The sequence below is a fragment of the Microcoleus sp. BR0-C5 genome (assembly GCF_036705045.1).
Classification (GTDB): domain Bacteria; phylum Cyanobacteriota; class Cyanobacteriia; order Cyanobacteriales; family Microcoleaceae; genus Microcoleus.
Window position 1 is genome coordinate 1 of sequence record NZ_JAUBTR010000077.1, and the last position, 17,218, is coordinate 17,218.

Annotated in this window: 15 protein-coding genes and 1 tRNA gene; 10 read left to right on the forward strand and 6 right to left on the reverse strand. The window is 45.5% G+C overall.

Annotated features, from left to right (window positions below; genetic code table 11):
- Positions 1-409 precede the first annotated feature (409 nt).
- The 3 genes from QUB08_RS26255 to QUB08_RS26265 all read right to left on the reverse strand — a co-directional run bounded on the left by QUB08_RS26255 (position 410) and on the right by QUB08_RS26265 (position 4,164).
- Positions 410-2,338 (reverse strand): alpha-amylase family glycosyl hydrolase, encoded by a 1,929-nt coding sequence (locus QUB08_RS26255; protein WP_333228482.1) that lies wholly within the window; start codon positions 2,336-2,338, stop codon positions 410-412.
- A 287-nt stretch (positions 2,339-2,625) separates the two neighbouring features.
- Complete coding sequence (locus QUB08_RS26260) at positions 2,626-3,519, reverse strand: Rpn family recombination-promoting nuclease/putative transposase (RefSeq protein WP_333228484.1); 894 nt, start codon at positions 3,517-3,519, stop codon at positions 2,626-2,628.
- 150 nt (positions 3,520-3,669) lie between these two features.
- Positions 3,670-4,164: a hypothetical protein gene (locus tag QUB08_RS26265; protein WP_333228486.1), complete on the reverse strand. Its 495-nt coding sequence runs from the start codon at positions 4,162-4,164 to the stop codon at positions 3,670-3,672.
- Positions 4,165-4,363: 199 nt separating this feature from the next.
- On the opposite strand from QUB08_RS26265, the gene QUB08_RS26270 reads away from it, so the two are divergent.
- Together QUB08_RS26270 and QUB08_RS26275 are read left to right on the forward strand one after the other, a co-directional pair.
- On the forward strand, positions 4,364-4,582 hold the full coding sequence (locus QUB08_RS26270) for a hypothetical protein (RefSeq protein ID WP_333228487.1): 219 nt from the start codon (positions 4,364-4,366) through the stop codon (positions 4,580-4,582).
- A 209-nt stretch (positions 4,583-4,791) separates the two neighbouring features.
- Positions 4,792-5,796, forward strand: coding sequence for an MvdC/MvdD family ATP grasp protein (locus tag QUB08_RS26275; RefSeq protein WP_333228490.1), 1,005 nt, complete (start codon positions 4,792-4,794; stop codon positions 5,794-5,796).
- 91 nt (positions 5,797-5,887) lie between these two features.
- Here QUB08_RS26275 and QUB08_RS26280 read toward each other — a convergent pair whose 3' ends face one another.
- Complete coding sequence (locus tag QUB08_RS26280; protein ID WP_333228492.1) at positions 5,888-6,751, reverse strand: Npun_R2479 family HD domain-containing metalloprotein; 864 nt, start codon at positions 6,749-6,751, stop codon at positions 5,888-5,890.
- A 270-nt stretch (positions 6,752-7,021) separates the two neighbouring features.
- On the reverse strand, positions 7,022-7,291 hold the full coding sequence (locus QUB08_RS26285) for a Mo-dependent nitrogenase C-terminal domain-containing protein (protein WP_333228494.1): 270 nt from the start codon (positions 7,289-7,291) through the stop codon (positions 7,022-7,024).
- A 452-nt stretch (positions 7,292-7,743) separates the two neighbouring features.
- Between QUB08_RS26285 and QUB08_RS26290 the strand changes: the two genes are divergently transcribed.
- Positions 7,744-8,559: a cobyrinic acid a,c-diamide synthase gene (locus QUB08_RS26290; RefSeq protein ID WP_333228496.1), complete on the forward strand. Its 816-nt coding sequence runs from the start codon at positions 7,744-7,746 to the stop codon at positions 8,557-8,559.
- A 298-nt stretch (positions 8,560-8,857) separates the two neighbouring features.
- On the opposite strand, the gene QUB08_RS26295 is transcribed toward QUB08_RS26290, so the two are convergent.
- Positions 8,858-9,901 carry an AI-2E family transporter gene (locus tag QUB08_RS26295; RefSeq protein ID WP_333228498.1) on the reverse strand — a complete coding sequence of 348 codons (1,044 nt, stop codon included), beginning with the start codon at positions 9,899-9,901 and terminating at the stop codon, positions 8,858-8,860.
- Between the two features lie 167 nt (positions 9,902-10,068).
- On the opposite strand from QUB08_RS26295, the gene QUB08_RS26300 reads away from it, so the two are divergent.
- The 7 genes from QUB08_RS26300 (at position 10,069) to QUB08_RS26330 (ending at position 17,014) form a co-directional block, all read left to right on the forward strand.
- Complete coding sequence (locus tag QUB08_RS26300; protein ID WP_333228500.1) at positions 10,069-10,311, forward strand: hypothetical protein; 243 nt, start codon at positions 10,069-10,071, stop codon at positions 10,309-10,311.
- A 9-nt stretch (positions 10,312-10,320) separates the two neighbouring features.
- Positions 10,321-11,472, forward strand: coding sequence for a glutamate--cysteine ligase (gene gshA, locus QUB08_RS26305; RefSeq protein WP_333228502.1), 1,152 nt, complete (start codon positions 10,321-10,323; stop codon positions 11,470-11,472).
- 241 nt (positions 11,473-11,713) lie between these two features.
- Entirely contained in the window at positions 11,714-12,175 is a 462-nt protein-coding gene (locus QUB08_RS26310) for a tRNA (cytidine(34)-2'-O)-methyltransferase (protein WP_332983637.1), read from the forward strand.
- Between the two features lie 582 nt (positions 12,176-12,757).
- Positions 12,758-15,232: a peptidoglycan DD-metalloendopeptidase family protein gene (locus tag QUB08_RS26315; RefSeq protein WP_333228504.1), complete on the forward strand. Its 2,475-nt coding sequence runs from the start codon at positions 12,758-12,760 to the stop codon at positions 15,230-15,232.
- Positions 15,233-15,370: 138 nt separating this feature from the next.
- Positions 15,371-15,443 (forward strand) — tRNA-Met (locus QUB08_RS26320).
- A 126-nt stretch (positions 15,444-15,569) separates the two neighbouring features.
- Positions 15,570-16,169, forward strand: a complete 600-nt coding sequence (locus QUB08_RS26325; protein ID WP_333228506.1) for a peroxiredoxin — start codon at positions 15,570-15,572, stop codon at positions 16,167-16,169.
- Between the two features lie 302 nt (positions 16,170-16,471).
- Positions 16,472-17,014 carry a redoxin domain-containing protein gene (locus QUB08_RS26330; RefSeq protein ID WP_333228508.1) on the forward strand — a complete coding sequence of 181 codons (543 nt, stop codon included), beginning with the start codon at positions 16,472-16,474 and terminating at the stop codon, positions 17,012-17,014.
- The last annotated feature ends 204 nt before the right edge of the window (positions 17,015-17,218 follow it).

Here is a 17,218-nt window from a genome sequence, read left to right on the forward strand (position 1 = left end):
TGATGATGACCGGGAGCAAGCGGTTGTGGTCATAGCATTTCTCTTGATTGGCTACCCACGGATTATTGAGGGGATACGTGGGAACATACAAAAAAAGACCTCAAGTGAGAAAATTATTCGAGTTTAGATAAACTCAAAGAACAGGTAAATACAATTATCAAATCTCTCACGAATGAAGAAGTTTTATCTCTCTGTGGTTGGGACTATATCCTTGAAGCTATATTAAGTGCAACTTCATAGTAAATTGGGATGAGTTGCAGTTACCAATTAAATCTCACAGCAGTTACGTACCTACTAAATAAACCGGGTTTTAAAAAGATAATCGAAAGCCTTAAGGAAGCATTTTCGTTCATCAAACCCGGTTTCATTGCCTAAAACTATCTCACTCAAAACTCACAAATCAAAACTATTAAGACTCCCGTCCACTCGCCCACTTATCCCGCCATTTCACAGTCCCTTCCGAAACTAACACCCAGCGGCGACAAACCAGATTTTCTCGCAGCGGCGACAGTCCTTCCCGTAGCAGCGCATACTTATAAGAAATCAACTTCCCCGCACTTTCATTAAAAGGAATTTCCCCAAACCAAGTATTAGTATTGATATACTCCAACGGGTAGCCCTTACTAATATCCCAATTCCCCAATTCAGGACAATCTCCAATCACCACAATTCTTTCCCCAGGCTGAGTTCTAACGCTGTTAAGCTGCGCCCGCACAATAGTTTTCGCCTTAACTCGCTCTCCGACGCGGCTAAAAATCATTACTTCCTGCGAACCCAACTCTAAGTTGTACAGCATCCCATCTTTAACTTCAAACTTACGGCGCGATAAAACCTCGGTATGCTCTCCATCAGGCAGCTCAGTATCCACCTCTTTAATTGTTGTAACAGAACTGCCACGATTCATCGCTACAAACACCACGGAATCGCGATAGCGGCGCACGTAACAATAAACATCAGGAGTTAGATATTTTTGCCACTGACTCCCCATCGAAATAGCTGGATTCAGCCGCCGCAATCCCGACAGCAATCGCACAGCTCGGTAAATCGGCGAATCAGTATCCCACTTTTCCATCATCGGGCGGTTGTAGGGGTCATTTCCCCCATCTGTATCATCGTGCAGGTACTGTTCGGTGCCGTAATAAATGCAGGGAATGCCGCGAGTCGTCATAATTAAACCTATCGCCAACAGCAGCATTTCTGGAGCGGGATTCAACGACTGAAACCTCGGCATATCGTGGTTGTCAATAAAAGTAATCAACTCCGTCGCCCCGTAGTAGCGGTGATCCAAATTCAGAACATCTTGGACTAACTTAAATCCCGCGCCCGCACCCTTTCCCAATACGTCTCGAATTGCCACGCACAGACCAAAATCTAAAATAGTCATCCCCGACTCGTTGGCAAATTCCACAGAACGATCGTTTCTAGGGTCGCTGTAAATCCATTCGCCAAAAATGAAAACATCAGGTCTGTGTGTTAAAATGTCAGCATTAAATTCCTGCCAAAACCAAATAGGCATATGCTTGACTGTATCAACCCGCAAAGCATCAACACCTCTGTCCAGCCATTGTTTAATTGCTGACTTAATGTAATTCCGGTAGGCAATATTGTTTTCGTTGAAAGTTGCTAAACCCGACAGTTCGCAGTTTTGAACTTGCCATTCATCTTCCCAGTTTGTGACTTCGCCATAGTGGTGATACCAGTCATCTTCATCGTCGTTAAAGTCAGCTATTTTTACGCCGTCATCGTAGAGTTCCCCTTTTTTGCCACTAAAATCTGGGTTGCTGTGATTGCAGACAATATCAAGTACGAGTTTCATGTTTCGCTGGTGCAACTCGTGTACTAATTTGTCAAATACGGTATCTTTAGTTTCTTGTGTTTGGTTGATAGAAGGATTGTCGCCTGTGGCAATGAAGCGGGGATTTAGTCGCTTGAAATCTTTAGTCCAGTAGCCGTGAATTGCAGCTTGTTCGACAAATAATGCTTCAACTTGCTCGAACAGTGGAGTCAGCCAAACTGCGCTAACTCCCATATCTTTTAAGTAATCGAGTTTGTCGATAACTCCCTGCAAGTCGCCGCCCCAATATTTGCCCCAATCTTTCCCTTCAGGATCGTAAAGTTCTGGGTTGGGGCCTTCGTTATTTGTGGGGTCGCCGTCGTAAAAGCGATCGACTACAATGAAATAAATTGTTTCTTGTCGGAATTCAATGTCTCTGGTGTAGAGAAATTCTAAATCGAGTTCACTTTCTGGCTTAACTTCTTCTACCAGAGACTCAATTTTTTCTTCGGGTTCGCTAACTTCGTATTGAGAGGAAGTTTGATTGGGAGTGACGGGTGTCATGAGATGTATTTTTTTATATTGTAAGATTGGTCAGTTATTCGGAGCTAGAGTCGGAGATAGCTTTCCCCTCTGACTGACTTTTACAGCATCATACGGAATTTACTCGTTTAATGGAATCTTCCTTTAGAGAGAGGGCAGACTCATCCTTAAGCATTAGGTGGATGAGAGTTAATATTTAGCGTAATTCTCAATCAAAGAGCCAGAGCGTCAAAAACCTGCGCTACCAGGCTAAGCCTGGTAACGAGAAAAGGTACACTAATTGTGCGATCGCACATTTTCCCTTCCTTTCATTCCTCCCGCAAATTTTGGATATCTTCAACGCTCAAACCAGTAGTTTGACTAATGGTTTGATTGTCAAGGACATTGAGAAGTTGCCTAGCAATTTCTAGAGCCTTTTCTCTCATTCCTAGCGCGACTCCTTCTTCTCTGCCTTCTGCGATGCCTTGTTCTCTGCCTTGTGCGATTCCTTTTTCAATTCCCTTGAGCAAGACACCCTGCTGATCCAGAATAAACATTTCACGTTCTTCTAAATCTGCCAACTCCTCTGGATTCAAATTAGTTTCATTGGCAATTGCAAAGGCTTGCTGTATTTCCGATACTGTTTCCATTGTTGACGGCACTATTTCCAAGCTGGGAGCATTTTTCATAAAATAAATCCACTTGTCAGTCAAAGTTTCTAACTCATCCAATTGTTTATTAAATTTTGGCAATTCGATAAATATCAGTTCAATCTCTGGATCGACATAATCAAATAAACGCTTTTTCTCCTTGAACACAAAGTGAGAAATTACTTCTTTGTCATTGTCAAACATTTCAAAATCTGTAATTGTCAAAGCAATTACAGGTTTTAACTTAAAGTAACCTTGACCGCGAATCAGTTGAGTAGAGTAAGTTTTTGCAGCATTGTAAACCACCCGTTTCGCAAAAGATGCTACATTTAAAACTTGCATTTCGATAATTACAGTTGCGCCTCCTGCAAGCCTGGCTTTGACATCCAGGTAAGAGTCTTTGAGATACGGAACTCTCGATGCTAAATACGGGTCGATAATTTCTAAGTCGGCGATGGTGGGATTGCCATCATAAATCATGGCATTGAGAAAGCTGATTAAAATTGGTTTGCTTTCGCTGGAGCAGAAAATTCTTTTGAAAGCAGACTCGATTTTGGGGTTAATGAATCTCACGGTCAATCTATTTTAAAATGAATTAAGTATTATTTTAACCCATTGGGAAAATGGATTGGGCGAGTTACCAAAACTGGATATCGGATGCTCTATCCAAGCTTGAGCCGATCAATAATGAAGTCCATCAGCCATTAGCGCTTGCTCTATCTTCTATTCTGTCAAATCTACTTGTCGAATCTCTTCTAGCGTCATATCCAAGCATTGCGCGATCTGCTCGTCGCTCAATCCTATTGCTTGCAAGCGTTGGATAGCCTCCATTTTAGCCCGCTGCTTTCCCCGCAAAAACTCAGGCGACTCTTCCTGTGATGTGCAGATATTCACCGATCCGATTACATGATTATGAGTAACATGATGGCCAGTAATGACGCCACCAGTAACGTTGCTAATCCTTGACTTCCGAATCAGTGCCGATCGCAAATTTAATTTATTAACCTCTTCTCCAAAAGCATCCGAGAACAACTCCCATAGCTCGTAGCCCACATCTTTAGCATAACCCTCCGTACAGTTCAGCGCTTGGGCAATATCCCCATACTTTTGCCGCTTCAAAACGCCCTCAATCACGCCAACTTGCATATCATCTAAATGCTTGCCAGTTTTCGCAAAGACCACTTCATCCGCAAAAGCCAGTGCTTCCTTAACGTTCACCCACGCCTCCTCACAATATCCGAGCGATCGAACTAAAACCGTCTAGATCCGACTATTTTCGCCTTAAATACAAAAACGATTAAAGCTGTATCAAAACTTTTTATATTATACGACTTTATCCGACCTTTTTCGACTATACAAATTAATTGGCAAACTGTAGCATTGTGAATGTAAAACCATCGCTCAAAAAAACTAACTTATGACAACTACCCAACTCGCTCTCGACAAAAAAGCAAATCCTTTGATGATGCACCTGAGCATCTCGCCCAAGTACAGCATCCCCCAAGAGCAATCTAGCTACGATCCGAGTACGCAGACCTCTAACATCACCTCCATGAGCGGCTCTTGGTCTACTCGCAATGCCTCTACTCCACATTGGTTGAATCCTAGTGACGCTGATCAGAAAGAGGACGACTAAAAATTATTGTAGCCAACAAACTCTTTCGATCGCTTTTTCTTTTCTTGAAAGACCTGTATTAATTTTTACATTACAGGTCTTTCACTGTCAACATTATTTCAATTGGTTTGGTTGTGATACCAGTTTCCAAAAAAAATGCAACTGCACACAAGCTCGAAACCAATACATAATCCGTCATTTCCAATCTAAAATCTAAAATCTAAAATAGTATGACTGACCTTTTAATCGTGACTTCCGAGACAGACCTTCATGCGGATGTCATTATCAACGAATTGCAAGAAGCAAATATTCGACCAATTCGATTGAATTCAGAAAATTTTATTCAAAAAAGCAAATATGCTTACTCGTGGCAAGCTTCTGGCAATCCAAGTCAAAGTTTTTTGTCTTTTGAAGACTCCTTGAAAGAAGTTCAAGAAATCGGCGTGATTTGGTGGCGCAAACCTAACGAATATCAAGTTTTTCCAGAAGTTGATGATGCTTGGGCAATCAAGTATTGTCAAGAAGAAACAGAATCTTTGATGTACTCTCTGTCTGGTTTATATCCTAAAGCGAAGTGGGTCAACAACTACTACAAGATGAGATTGCCATCTCATCGCATCAACCAAATCCCCATTGCTCAAAAACTGGGAATTACTATCCCTCCAACTCTCGTCACAAATTCCTACGATGCTGCTTGCAACTTTGTAACAGAACAGGGAAAGTGGATTGTCAAACCGATGCGCTACTCCGGTTTTTTACATGATGAAAAGCAGTATGCGTGTTATACTCGCCCCATTGATGTAGAAACACTCTTAGCATTTCGAGAGAGCATTCGATTGGCACCCGTTTTTATTCAGAAACGCATTCAAAAGAAGGCAGAATATCGCGTTACATTAATTGGTAAGCATGATTTTGTCTGTCGCATTGATGCCCAGCATACCAACGATGCAGACGTGACTTTGGATTGGCGCGTTATCGAACCAGATAAACTCGTTCACGTTCCCGACAAGTTGCCGATCGAGTACCTCAACAAACTTCATCAAATGCTTGACGAGTTTGGTTTAAATTTTGGTGCATTCGATATCATTCGCGACGAGGATGACACCCTCTACTTTATCGAACTCAATCCCAACGGGCAATGGTATTGGATCGAAATTCTCACTAAAATGCCTATGGTTCGCGCAATGGTGGAACTCATCGAAGATTTAGCGCTTCAATATCAACAGGATTGCTGAATTATATCAAGACTTACGCATTTTCTTGGGATTGCTTTCTCGCAATGACCAGGCATCAGCGCTGGGATTGCTTTCCTGCAATGACCAGGAATCAACGAACTACAGCCACCTCCTCAAGTTCCACCTCAGAATGCTCCACCCGGAACACATTCGCGCTCAAATTAGCAACAACTTGTTTCCCCTGCTGCGTCAGTTCCAAGTAGCCGATCGCATCCTTCACATACCGATAAACCACATTCCAATAAAACTTCGGATAACCATCCCGCAACTCCCCCGGATTCTGATAGCCCAAAACCAGATTTTGCCCAGTCTCCTCAAACTCGTAAAACAGCGCCGCAATCTTTTGCAAATATCGCGGATCGCTCAACTGACCAATTAAATCAGCAGCCCGAACTAAACCCGGATAATTTACCGTATCTTGATAATCTTCATCTGTAGGAACCGGGAAACGAGTCAGCTCAATATTACGTTTAACCAGCTCAGCATCAATCAGTTTGTGACCGCCAAAACGCTCGTCAATAAACATTTTTCCGCGATCGACATGATAATGCATCAAACTAGCATCCGTCGCCCCCGGAGGCAGCGTTAATTTCAGGTCGCCTATTCCCGTCGCATACAGTCCCAAATCAGTTCTATCTTGCCGGCAAACACCTTTAACATACCCGATATCGTGACATAGCAAAGCAATGTGGAAGTGCAGCCAATCTTCGCAGGAAACACCCCCTTCGCGGATGTGCTTGCCGCGCAGAATCTCCTGTCCCACCAAGGTCACTAAAATAGTGTGTTCGACATTATGGTAAAGAGCATCGCTATTAGCAATATTTTCTAAAGCCATACTCGCCACCCAAGCAATAATCTCGCCATAGTCAGATTTAAACCCGCCATAAGTGTGGCGGTAGCCTTCAATGAGGCGATTGACAAAAGCCTTAATAAGCAGTTCAGTTGCGTTAAACATATTCACTTCCCTCATCCCACGTAGATTATTAAACTATTTTTATAGTTATTGTTTTTGCTGCTACCGTTTGATGTTATTTTTACCTTAAGCGCCACGATGGATACCCACTCCTATCGAGAGGCATCCATTGATATTATCAACAATTATGGCTTAAATTATGGCTCTCGCAACTACCAGAGCGATAGACCCCATAAATAATTGAGCTCAATGGGCGATCGAGGTATGACACCCCTCAATCAGTAGTACAGGGTTACATCTTCGGCGCATACCTCAGTCGATTTTCGATTTTAGATTTACTCCACAGATACATCTGGGAGTTGGAACTAGGATCTCAAATTTTGGGTTGCTCACTACTCTTGTCGGAAACTTGTATCTGTTCTGACTGACCCCGCCCAAAAACGAGAGCGAGCGAAAGCGTAACCCCCTGAATTCCTCATACACAGGATTAAGCTTGTACATAGGCGGTATGTAGAAAAGATGGTGTCCCCATAACTGAATATCTCTCTCCCAAGAACATCGGGCGAGTATAAGTTGGCACATCACTGAGTTACTGATGGCTCCCCCACTGCAATGCTATCGAGCCACTGTCGCACTGGTTGCACGATAGCATTGCAAAAAGTTAAGTCTTTGCACTGATTTTCCGGGAAAATACTTGTAGTCAAGTTCCTGATTGATCTCAGTAATCATTACTAACAAAAACTTATGAATCACCCAATTTAATCCTCAACGAAACCCACTGTTGCGCCGGTGACTTGAATAAGTTTTATGGGTGACACTCACAGTCGCAAAAAGTGATGCGAAGAGCTAGCATTTGTGATTTAAAACTCGCTAAAGTGTGAGACAGATCACGGCCTCTGTTCCCTCCTGAATGTATATTTAGATAGATGGCAAGAAAATAAGACAGAATAACTAGCAGCCCTCCCTCGCAGCTCCCCTCTCCCATCATCTGCGATCTACTACTCTGTATACTTACTGATATAAGGTTTCAGGCAATGATTAAACAAAAACATAAAGATGCCGACCTTGCTCAACACCCCCACACAGATACCGTGCTGCAAAAACTCCCTGTAGAAGTTAAAGATTGGGCCCAAAGCTTGCCTTGGAACCAGCGGCGCTATGTCTTGTCCCTCTGCTACATATTGTGTGCATCTACTCCCGACTTACAAGCAGAATTTTTAGATGATTATACAGCCGACGGTTTAGTCTCAAAAATGTTTGAAGATGTAGATACTCTACACCGAGTCCAAGAGTATTTAATCAGATTCCGAGTCAAAAAACAATTAAACGAATCAGATTTAAGAAGCTACATCAAACAATTTTATATCCACTCAGCTCAACAAGCACGCCGAGAAACTGACCAATATTTAGAATCTGCACTCCGCTTCGTCTTGAGTACAGAAGAACGCAATAATGTTTTTAACTACATTTTGGGTTTTGAATTTATTAAAATTGTGTTTCAAATGAGCTGGTTGCAACACGAAAGATTAGCGAGACTACAAAAAAATCAGTCACAGTTTATTGAAACCTATATCAAGCCGATTCAATACGCACACAGAATTAATGGCATAATTATACCGAAAGATGAGAGAATCTTTTTTGCCAGACGCACCTATTACGTTCAACTGCCTAACATTTCCTACAGAAAGCTTATTGAGTTAGTCATGGCAACTTTTACTACAGAAATGGTGAGTAATTGCGGATTTTCTATCAGTCGCCACTCTCAAGCTCTGCGTTTTGACTGCGATTACATTTATGATCCAGAACCAGAAGAAGAAAGATTTCCTACTGACTTGCAATTTATTCATTAACTGTACGCAGTAAGGTGTACCTCATATGTTGCACCATTCTCAATAATCCTTTTATGAACAGGCCGGACAGCCTGTTCCACAAGAAAATTCACTCTTTGTGGAACAGGCCGGACAGCCTGTTAAGCGAGAATGGTGCAAGATGTGAGGTGTACCCTACGTTGCTTTTTTCTTTTTACTTCTCTTGATTTTTATTTGCGCGTCGGACACAGGAGAGTTTTTGAAGCATGGGACTTCTAGTCGGCAAGTTAAAATCGGATTTTGCAGCCTGATTTGATATAAAATAGGATGGCTGTATCAATTAACCTTCCGCTTGCATTTCTTCAATGTCAAACCAGCTAACTATCACTCCCGCTAGCGGAATAGCCAGAAATATACCTAAAAGTCCTGCTGATCTTGCCCCGACTAACAGTGCAAAAAATACCACTACCGGATTCAGATTAAGGGAATTTTGCATGAGTCTCGGATGAATAAAGTTGTCTTGAATTTGCTGTAAAACAATGCAAGCTGCCAATACTTTTAAAGATAGCCACACATTTTGAGACAAGACAATAAAACAAACTAAGCTAATCCCCAGCGTCGCTCCGATCCCTGGAACTAAATCAAACAATCCGATAATAAAGGCTAAAATCAAGGGAAATTTAACATCTAACAGCAGAAAAATTAAAAAACTTGCTGTTGTCAAAAATAACATTAATAGGATTTGTGCCTGAAAAAATCCTAAAAAGTTTTTCTCTATTGTTATACTTAAACGCCTGTGCAGGTGTCGAGGTATAAATTTGAGAACTAACAGCCACAGCCTCTCTCCATCAAGTAACATGAAAGAAGCCACAACCATAATTAATATTAAATTCAATAAATTGGTTAAAAATACTTGTAAAAAAGCAATACTCGAAACAACTCCCGCCAAAGCTTGATTTCGCAGTTGTTCCTCAATAACTCGCAGGTTAACTTGCAGGTTTCTCGCCCGCAGGAATGCTTCGATGCGCTCGGACAGAGGCGCCAGAGCATTCACAAATTCAGTCATACTGTCAATTAATTGCTGTCCTTGAGATAAAAGAGTGACGCCTACAGTGACGGTGAGACCGCCAAAAACTAAAATGGTGAGCAAGACAACGAAGCCGACAGCTAAACTTCGCGGTAAAAATCTTTGGAGAGTTCGCACCGGATAGTTGAGCAAAAAAGCCACGAGTGCAGAAATCGTGAAAACCGCGACTGCTGTTTCAAAGTAAGCTAAAAGTTGCAGTCCAGCCCAACCAGAAGCAAATAAAAGCAAAAACCGGACTAAGGCTAAATTGCTTAGCATATTCCAAAAATTGGGAGGGGTTCTTTCTTGCTCTTTCACAGGGATTTTTAGGGGTTAATTTTATAGCTCAAAAATATTGCAGAGCCCTCTTTTAGAATCGCACCCAAGATATATCTGCGGCTATCCCCCTCAAGGCAGAAAACAGATGTCGAACTGAGGCAGGAGTGGGTTCTATTCACCATAAGTTTGATCGTCACAAATGCCTCATGAAATACGCCCCCGATCGAACAAACGGCTTTTCTGAGTCTAAAACCACCTCGGAAACTCTTGGCGATGGCAGTATTTGTCGTGCCAGCCCGATCGCAACTAACACACAAACGCTCAAAGTTGCTGGGGCAGAAAAACCCGGTTTCAGTGCCATTCGCGAAAAATTTCAACTCTACCTAGTGGAATATAGTATGAACAGGTCAATTTTTGGGATACTAGAAACTAGCACTCAACTTAGCTGAGGAACAAACGTGCTGCTATCAAAAGGCTTTGAAGTAGAAATGTATACCGGCACTCCAGAAGGTGAGGTTGTCGGTCTCTCCGATCGCATAGTCGCCGATCTAGAGGGATTTGTCCGGGAGCCTGATAGCCGCAATGTGGAGTACACGACCGCCCCGCTGTGCAGCTACGATCGCCTGTTGTGTGCCTTAGTCAAGCCACGAGTCCGGCTGCGCGAGTATTTAAAACAATTGGGCGACTATACCTTGCTGCCGGGAAGTACCTTGTCTCTCGGAGGGAGCGATCGATTTTACCGATCCGATCCCAACAACCCCTACCACACCTACATCGAGCAAACCTACGGCACCAAAGTCGTCACCGCCAGCATTCACATCAACATCGGCATCTCCCAACCAGAAATGCTGATGCGCGCCATCCGCCTCGCCCGCGTAGAAGCACCGCTATACCTTGCCTTGAGCGCCTCTTCCCCCTTCCTCGACGGCGAAGTCACGGGCTATCATTCGACTCGGTGGGGTTTGTTTCCCAAAACTCCCGCCATCGTTCCCCTGTTTGAAAGTCACAAGCATTACATTCAGTGGACTGAAGAACAGCTAGAACTCGGTACTATGCAAAACGTCCGCCATTTGTGGTCGGCAGTGCGACCAAATGGCGATCGTCGCCCCTACTGTCTCAACCGCCTCGAACTGAGAATTTGCGACCTCGAAGTCAATCCTCTGGCTTTGTTAGCCATCACTGCCTTACTAGAAGCTCGCATTTGGCAGATGATGGAAGACCCCAGCTTAGACCCCTTAGAACTGTGCACCTTACCGGCGGGCACCCGCAACCAAGACTTAGTTGCTCTCACAGACGCCAACGAAATTGCTGCATCCCGGCAAAGTTTGGATGCCGAACTTACCCACTGGCAAGACGGCAGAACTATTCTGGCACGAGATTGGATTGAGGAAATTTACCGCGAAGTTTGGCCGATAGCCAAAAAACGCGGCTTTAGTTGCTTTCTCTCGCCCCTCAAAAAGATTCTCCGGGAAGGCAACACGGCCCAGCAGTGGTTGAAGCTGCACGAGGGCGGTTCGGACACCCGCAGTATTATTCTGCAAGGGATTGATGGCATGGCTCACCAAGAATGGGAGCTAGAAGACAACTTGTGCGCCCAGTTAGTTGCCTGAAGTACCGGCCGTTATTATAACGGGGGCTTTCACTAGCCCCCTGGCTATGCGTACTGGACCAATAATAAAATTAGCCGGAACCTCCCGCGAAAAATTTGCAGAGCGCCGCCCTTAAAACAAATCAGAATATTTAATCAATGGAGCTCGACAAAGGTTATAAATAAAAGCTATAAGGTATATCTACCTGTGGGTAGTTTGATAAATTTCCCAATAGCTGTATTTTACGCTTTTAATTAGCTTCATGCCCCAACTTGTCTTGATTCACCCGCAAATCCCCCCGAATACTGGCAATATCGCCCGCACTTGCGCTGCCACAGGCACAGAACTGCATTTAGTTGGTCCGCTGGGGTTTGAAATTAGCGATCGCTACCTGAAACGGGCCGGCTTAGATTACTGGCCCTACGTCAATCTCCACTGCCACGAAGACTTAGCGGCTTTTCTGGCCTATCGGGAGCAGCGGGGGGGACGCTCGATCGGATTCAGCACTGGCGGGCGATGCAATTACGCGCAATTCCAATTTCAGCCCAGCGACTGGCTGATGTTTGGCTCGGAAACTGTAGGCATTCCCCAATTCGTCTTGGATGCCTGCGACGCCACAGTTTTTATTCCGATGAGCCAGCCTGGAGTCAGGAGTTTGAACCTCTCCGTCAGCGCCGCTGTAGGTTTATTTGAGGCTAAACGACAGTTGGGGGAGCTGGGATAAATCATTATCAACACATAAATATATAGATATTTAATAGCTGGCGGAGGCTGCCAAGTCTCCATTTTAATATAAGAAATTTGTATCAAAGGGGTGAAAATCTAGATAGCCGACATTAATATATTTTATTCATTCAAAAACAGATTGTTATCAGCAACACCAAATTACTCCCAAGAGGATTCAGCAACAAAAACAGAGGATTTTAGCGATTTAGGGCGTCAGCGAGTACCAGCTTGGGTCTGAACACTATATCTAGTAAATATACGGTTGTAGGTTGTCCGGAAATTAGCCTAAAGTCTGATAATAGGTGAGAGTTCAGAGCCTTACGGGAACGAAGATTTTATGTATTCGTTCCAGCTATTGCGGTGTAAGGCTTGTGGGGTTAATTGCAGCAGGTTTGACCGAGAATTTTAAAATTTATGACGGTTTGAGCTTGTCTAAATTTAAAAAGCAAGGTAATCTGGCCTAAGCATGATAGCTGTCAACAATCAGAATATTTTTGCTTGTTGATTTAAATTCAGCGTCATGCGATACCCTTGAGTGTTTCCAAGGACAGTTAGCGCTTCTCAGTAGGAGGTCGTTTTTTTGAAACGAACATATCCCCAAATTAAGCCTGTTCAGGCTAGTGAAATCGACAGAGACGGTTCTGCGGAACCATCAAAACAGACAACGCTCAGCACAGGCAGAGTTCGCTCTCTCGCCACGATCGGGCTGGCAATATCGGTAGGTGCTTCTGGCATCCTGCTACCGAGAAATGGAGACAGCGCTCGCGCGTCTGAGCTCGCACCGACATCAGAATCCACCGCTGAAGTACAGCCAGTATCGGCCAACGGGCCCCCTACATCGGCACAAGTTGACGGTTCCAGGGCCCAACAGCCCGGATCACCTTCTGAGCCGGCGACGGTTAAGGTGCAGGAGGGGCAAAGCCTTTGGGAGCTTTCTCGGGATTATGAAGTAGAACCGTTGGTACTAGCAACTGCCAACGACATCCAACCCGATACCATACTCCAAGTTGGCCAACAGCTTAGAATTCCGACTGCGACGGAAGCCACACCACAACAGAACGCCGGCTATAGCACATCGGCTTCGCTAGATCGCGCAGCGACGGTCAATCCCGAACAAGAGTTAAATCTGACTGGCTCCGAGCCATTGGATAGTGCAGCGATGACAGCGCTGCCATCAACTGCAGCGACCCCGCTGGTCACGACGGTACCGGAACAAAGTTCGATCGACATCCCGAATGCAGACGGGGCGATCGACAGTTTGAAAAAACAGGAAAACCGCACCACAGAATCGGGTCGAACGATGTTCGGGTCGGAGGGGGGAGCAAATTTATCTACATCCGCGGCATTTTTGCCGGAGTCAGCACCGACGCTGACCTCCCCCGGATCTGCAACTGGGACAACTATTCCTGACCTCGATGCCACACCTGTAATTCCCAATTCCGGGGGAGGTCAAGCAGCATCGCCCGATCGAGCATTCGAGTCAATAGAACAGTCTTTGGCAACACCCAGTTTGCCCTCGGCTGTGCTAGTCCCCCCTGCGGGAAGCACCGCCCGGCCGGCTGAGGTTCTCTACAGCGTGCGTCCGGGAGATACGGTAGATGCGATCGCCAAAGGTCACGGCGTATCGCCCAAAGATCTGATCTCCGTCAACAAGCTCGGCAATCCCAACTTGCTGAATGTCAATCAACGGCTCAAAATTCCCCAAGTTGGGTTGAAAAATCCAGGGGTGGAGGCGGCAGCATCTTATTCTGCCTCCAACTCTACATCGGTCTGGGCGGCGAGTTCGGTTCCCGCATCTTTGAACCCCAGCTCGTCTACCTCGGAAATAGCCAGTGCTGGGGTTGCAGCACCCGCGCCCACAGTGCCTGTTGTCTCTCCCCTGGAGAACCTGGAAGGTCTGAACAATATTTCAGCGCCGATGGTTCCCCAAATTAACAGCATTCCGCTGACTCAAGTTTCCCAAACCATTAGCGATCCACGGAAGCTGGATCTTCAAGGCGAACCAACATTTACAGGTGCAGTTGACACCAGTGCCCTGCCCTCGCCAGCCAGTGCAACTGCTACCGCCATCGCTACGGGAGAATACCCGCAGCCGATCAGCTTCGTGGCAAATACTAGCGCCCCGGGTTCAAATACAGATCCCACTAGCGCTTTACCAGAGTCGAATTCGGAGGCTCTCCCTACCGCAGAAGCTCTCAACCCTTATTCCGAACGTTTGAGGGCAGAAGTTGTCAGGCTGCGAGAGGAATATCGTGCCTCGCGCAATTCGATCGGCGCCAATGCGGTGTCCCTGGCTCCCAATGACGGGCCCTCGGTCAACCCGTCTGAGGAGATGCCAAGTGTCAATCCATATCTCTACACCCCCGACTATACTGAGGCGGTGCAGAATGAAATCAGCAGACCGCCATCGAGAGCCTGGTCTGAGCAGGTTCAGAAGCAGCAGCAAGAGCGTTTAGACCCGGCTCGCGCAGCGGAACTGCAACCGATCAACCTGACGCCGACCTCTGCTGGGCAGGGGCCTGTGGTAGCAACTGCTCCTTTGGGAGCCGACGGTTACGATCCCCTAAGCAACCCGTCTTTGGGACGCATGGTTTCTCCAGAACTGCCTCCTCTTTCGAGCCCTGATACCTATCTGCCTAACGGCAAACAACAGTCGGCTAACGGGTTTATTTGGCCGTCTAAGGGCGTTCTTACTTCTGGCTACGGCTGGCGGTGGGGACGGATGCACAAAGGAATTGATATTGCAGGGCCGATCGGCACGCCAATTGTGGCAGCATCAGACGGGGTGGTTACCTATGCTCAGTGGAACGACGGCGGCTACGGGTATCTGGTGGAAATTACCCATCCTGACGGCACTGAGACTGTCTATGCCCACAACAGCCGGATTTTGGTGCAAAAGGGTCAGAGAGTCGCTCAAGGGGAACAGATTTCAGAAATGGGCAGCACCGGCTTTAGTACCGGGCCGCACTTGCACTTTGAAATTCATCCCGCCGGACAGGGTGCTATCAACCCAATGGCTTTACTGCCCGACGATGCGTCCAGCGCTTCTCGGTAACGACTGGTCGAAAGTTATGGGTTTTGAATGATTACCAAAACTCATAACTTTTACTGGAAGTCATTAGAAATAGTGTTGCTTGAAAAGAAGACATAGCTAGCCCTACCGTGCTACGATAGTAAATCGTGAAGTAGATTTGGCTCAGTGGCGCAGTGGTTAGCGCAGGGGACTCATAAGCCCAAGGTCGCAGGTTCAAATCCCGCCTGAGCCATTATTTAATCCAAAAAATTGCGCTCTCAAATTTGAGAGCGTTTTTTTTTGATTTCTCTAGAACATACTTGTAGTCGTTATGAGTATGATATATTTGTAACAGTTCGTAAAAAAGGAAACAAAATCTATGACCAGTGAATGCCTCCGGGTTGGTCAAGCTGCACCCGATTTCGCAGCAACAGCCGTAGTGGATCAGGAATTCAAGACAGTTAAACTGTCAGACTATAAAGGCAAAAAGTATGTAGTCCTGTTCTTCTACCCCTTGGACTTCACCTTTGTGTGCCCGACTGAGATTACAGCATTTAGCGATCGCCATGAGGACTTCAAAAACATTGAGACCGAAATCCTCGGCGTATCCGTAGACAGCGAATTCTCTCACCTGGCTTGGATACAAACAGACCGCAAAGCAGGCGGTGTCGGCGACCTCAACTATCCCTTGGTTGCTGACCTCAAAAAAACAATTAGTTCGGCCTACAACGTCCTCGACCCAGAAGCAGGCATTGCCCTCAGAGGTCTGTTCATCATCGACAAAGAAGGCATCATCCAACACTCTACTATCAACAATCTTGCCTTCGGCCGCAACGTGGACGAAACTCTCCGTACTCTGCAAGCTATCCAACACGTCCAGTCTCATCCCGATGAAGTTTGTCCCGCCGGCTGGCAGCCCGGTGACAAGACCATGACTCCCGATCCGGTCAAGTCTAAGGTATTCTTTGCTGCGGTTTAAGCAGATTATATGTGTAGGGACACGCCAATGCCCATTAGTGTCAACTTAAGCCGAAAGCCCGCCAGGGACTGAAGTCCCTGTCTAATAGCTAAAGTCCTCTCAAGAGGACTGATGAGGTGTTACCCATTTCTTTAGTCCTCATAGCGAGGACTTGAGCTTTGAGGCTCTTGTTGAAACCCCAGCCGGACTATGGGTTTAACGTTAAGTTGACACGCCTTGGGCTCTTGGAGTGTCCCTACCTGCTGGGGCATTCGTTTAACCGGATTTTTAATTAGCAATTAGCAATTACCCAATTAGGAAATATGCTGACTTCTACTAATTTTAGCGGCTTGTTAAATCAGCGGTTTTTCCAAAATTTATTGCCTGTTCCGGCCACTAATGTTCTGAACCTGGGACAGAGGACGCCAGATTTTGAATTGCCGGATATTAATAATGGCAAATTGGTGCGGCTGTCGAATTATCGGGGCGATAAACCGGTAATTCTGGCTTTTACGCGGATTTTTACAGAAAAGCAATATTGCCCTTTCTGTTTTCCTCACATTAAAGCTTTGAATGAAAACTGGGAAAAATTTGCCGATCGCAATATAGAATTATTGATGGTTGCCAGTACCGACGATCGCCAAAGCCAAATAGTGGTTAGAGATTTAGGCTTGAAAATGCCTCTGCTTTCTGATCCAGGCTGTCAAGTTTTTCGGGCTTATCAAGTCGGTCAGGCTTTGGGTGCTCCTTTGCCTGCTCAGTTTGTTTTGGATGCAGATGGAAAACTCCTCTTCAAACATTTGTTTTCTTTCATAGATCACAATGCTAGTGTGGACACTTTGTTGAAATATAGCCTTTCTCAGTAACATGAGGTGCACGGTTGATAAGCGGGCATAGGCCTCCGTGGCCTCCGTGGGCATACCTCACCAAGATTGAGAACTGTTGTATGTCGATCGGTAAGGAAACCGCTGCTGTGTCCTAATTGGGAGTTTTTCACCGCTGATGTACGCTGGTTTAGGCCCATCAGCGGAATTTTTTCACCGATTGACACGGGCTGCGACAGCTATTTA

Coding starts and splice junctions, on each gene's coding strand:
- QUB08_RS26255 (WP_333228482.1), bottom strand. CDS start 2,338: ATGACACCCGTCACTCCCAATCAAACTTCCTCTCAATACGAAGTTAGC.
- QUB08_RS26270 (WP_333228487.1), top strand. CDS start 4,364: ATGACAACTACCCAACTCGCTCTCGACAAAAAAGCAAATCCTTTGATG.
- QUB08_RS26275 (WP_333228490.1), top strand. CDS start 4,792: ATGACTGACCTTTTAATCGTGACTTCCGAGACAGACCTTCATGCGGAT.
- QUB08_RS26280 (WP_333228492.1), bottom strand. CDS start 6,751: ATGTTTAACGCAACTGAACTGCTTATTAAGGCTTTTGTCAATCGCCTC.
- QUB08_RS26285 (WP_333228494.1), bottom strand. CDS start 7,291: ATGTGCCAACTTATACTCGCCCGATGTTCTTGGGAGAGAGATATTCAG.
- QUB08_RS26290 (WP_333228496.1), top strand. CDS start 7,744: ATGATTAAACAAAAACATAAAGATGCCGACCTTGCTCAACACCCCCAC.
- QUB08_RS26300 (WP_333228500.1), top strand. CDS start 10,069: ATGAAATACGCCCCCGATCGAACAAACGGCTTTTCTGAGTCTAAAACC.
- QUB08_RS26310 (WP_332983637.1), top strand. CDS start 11,714: ATGCCCCAACTTGTCTTGATTCACCCGCAAATCCCCCCGAATACTGGC.
- QUB08_RS26325 (WP_333228506.1), top strand. CDS start 15,570: ATGACCAGTGAATGCCTCCGGGTTGGTCAAGCTGCACCCGATTTCGCA.
- QUB08_RS26330 (WP_333228508.1), top strand. CDS start 16,472: ATGCTGACTTCTACTAATTTTAGCGGCTTGTTAAATCAGCGGTTTTTC.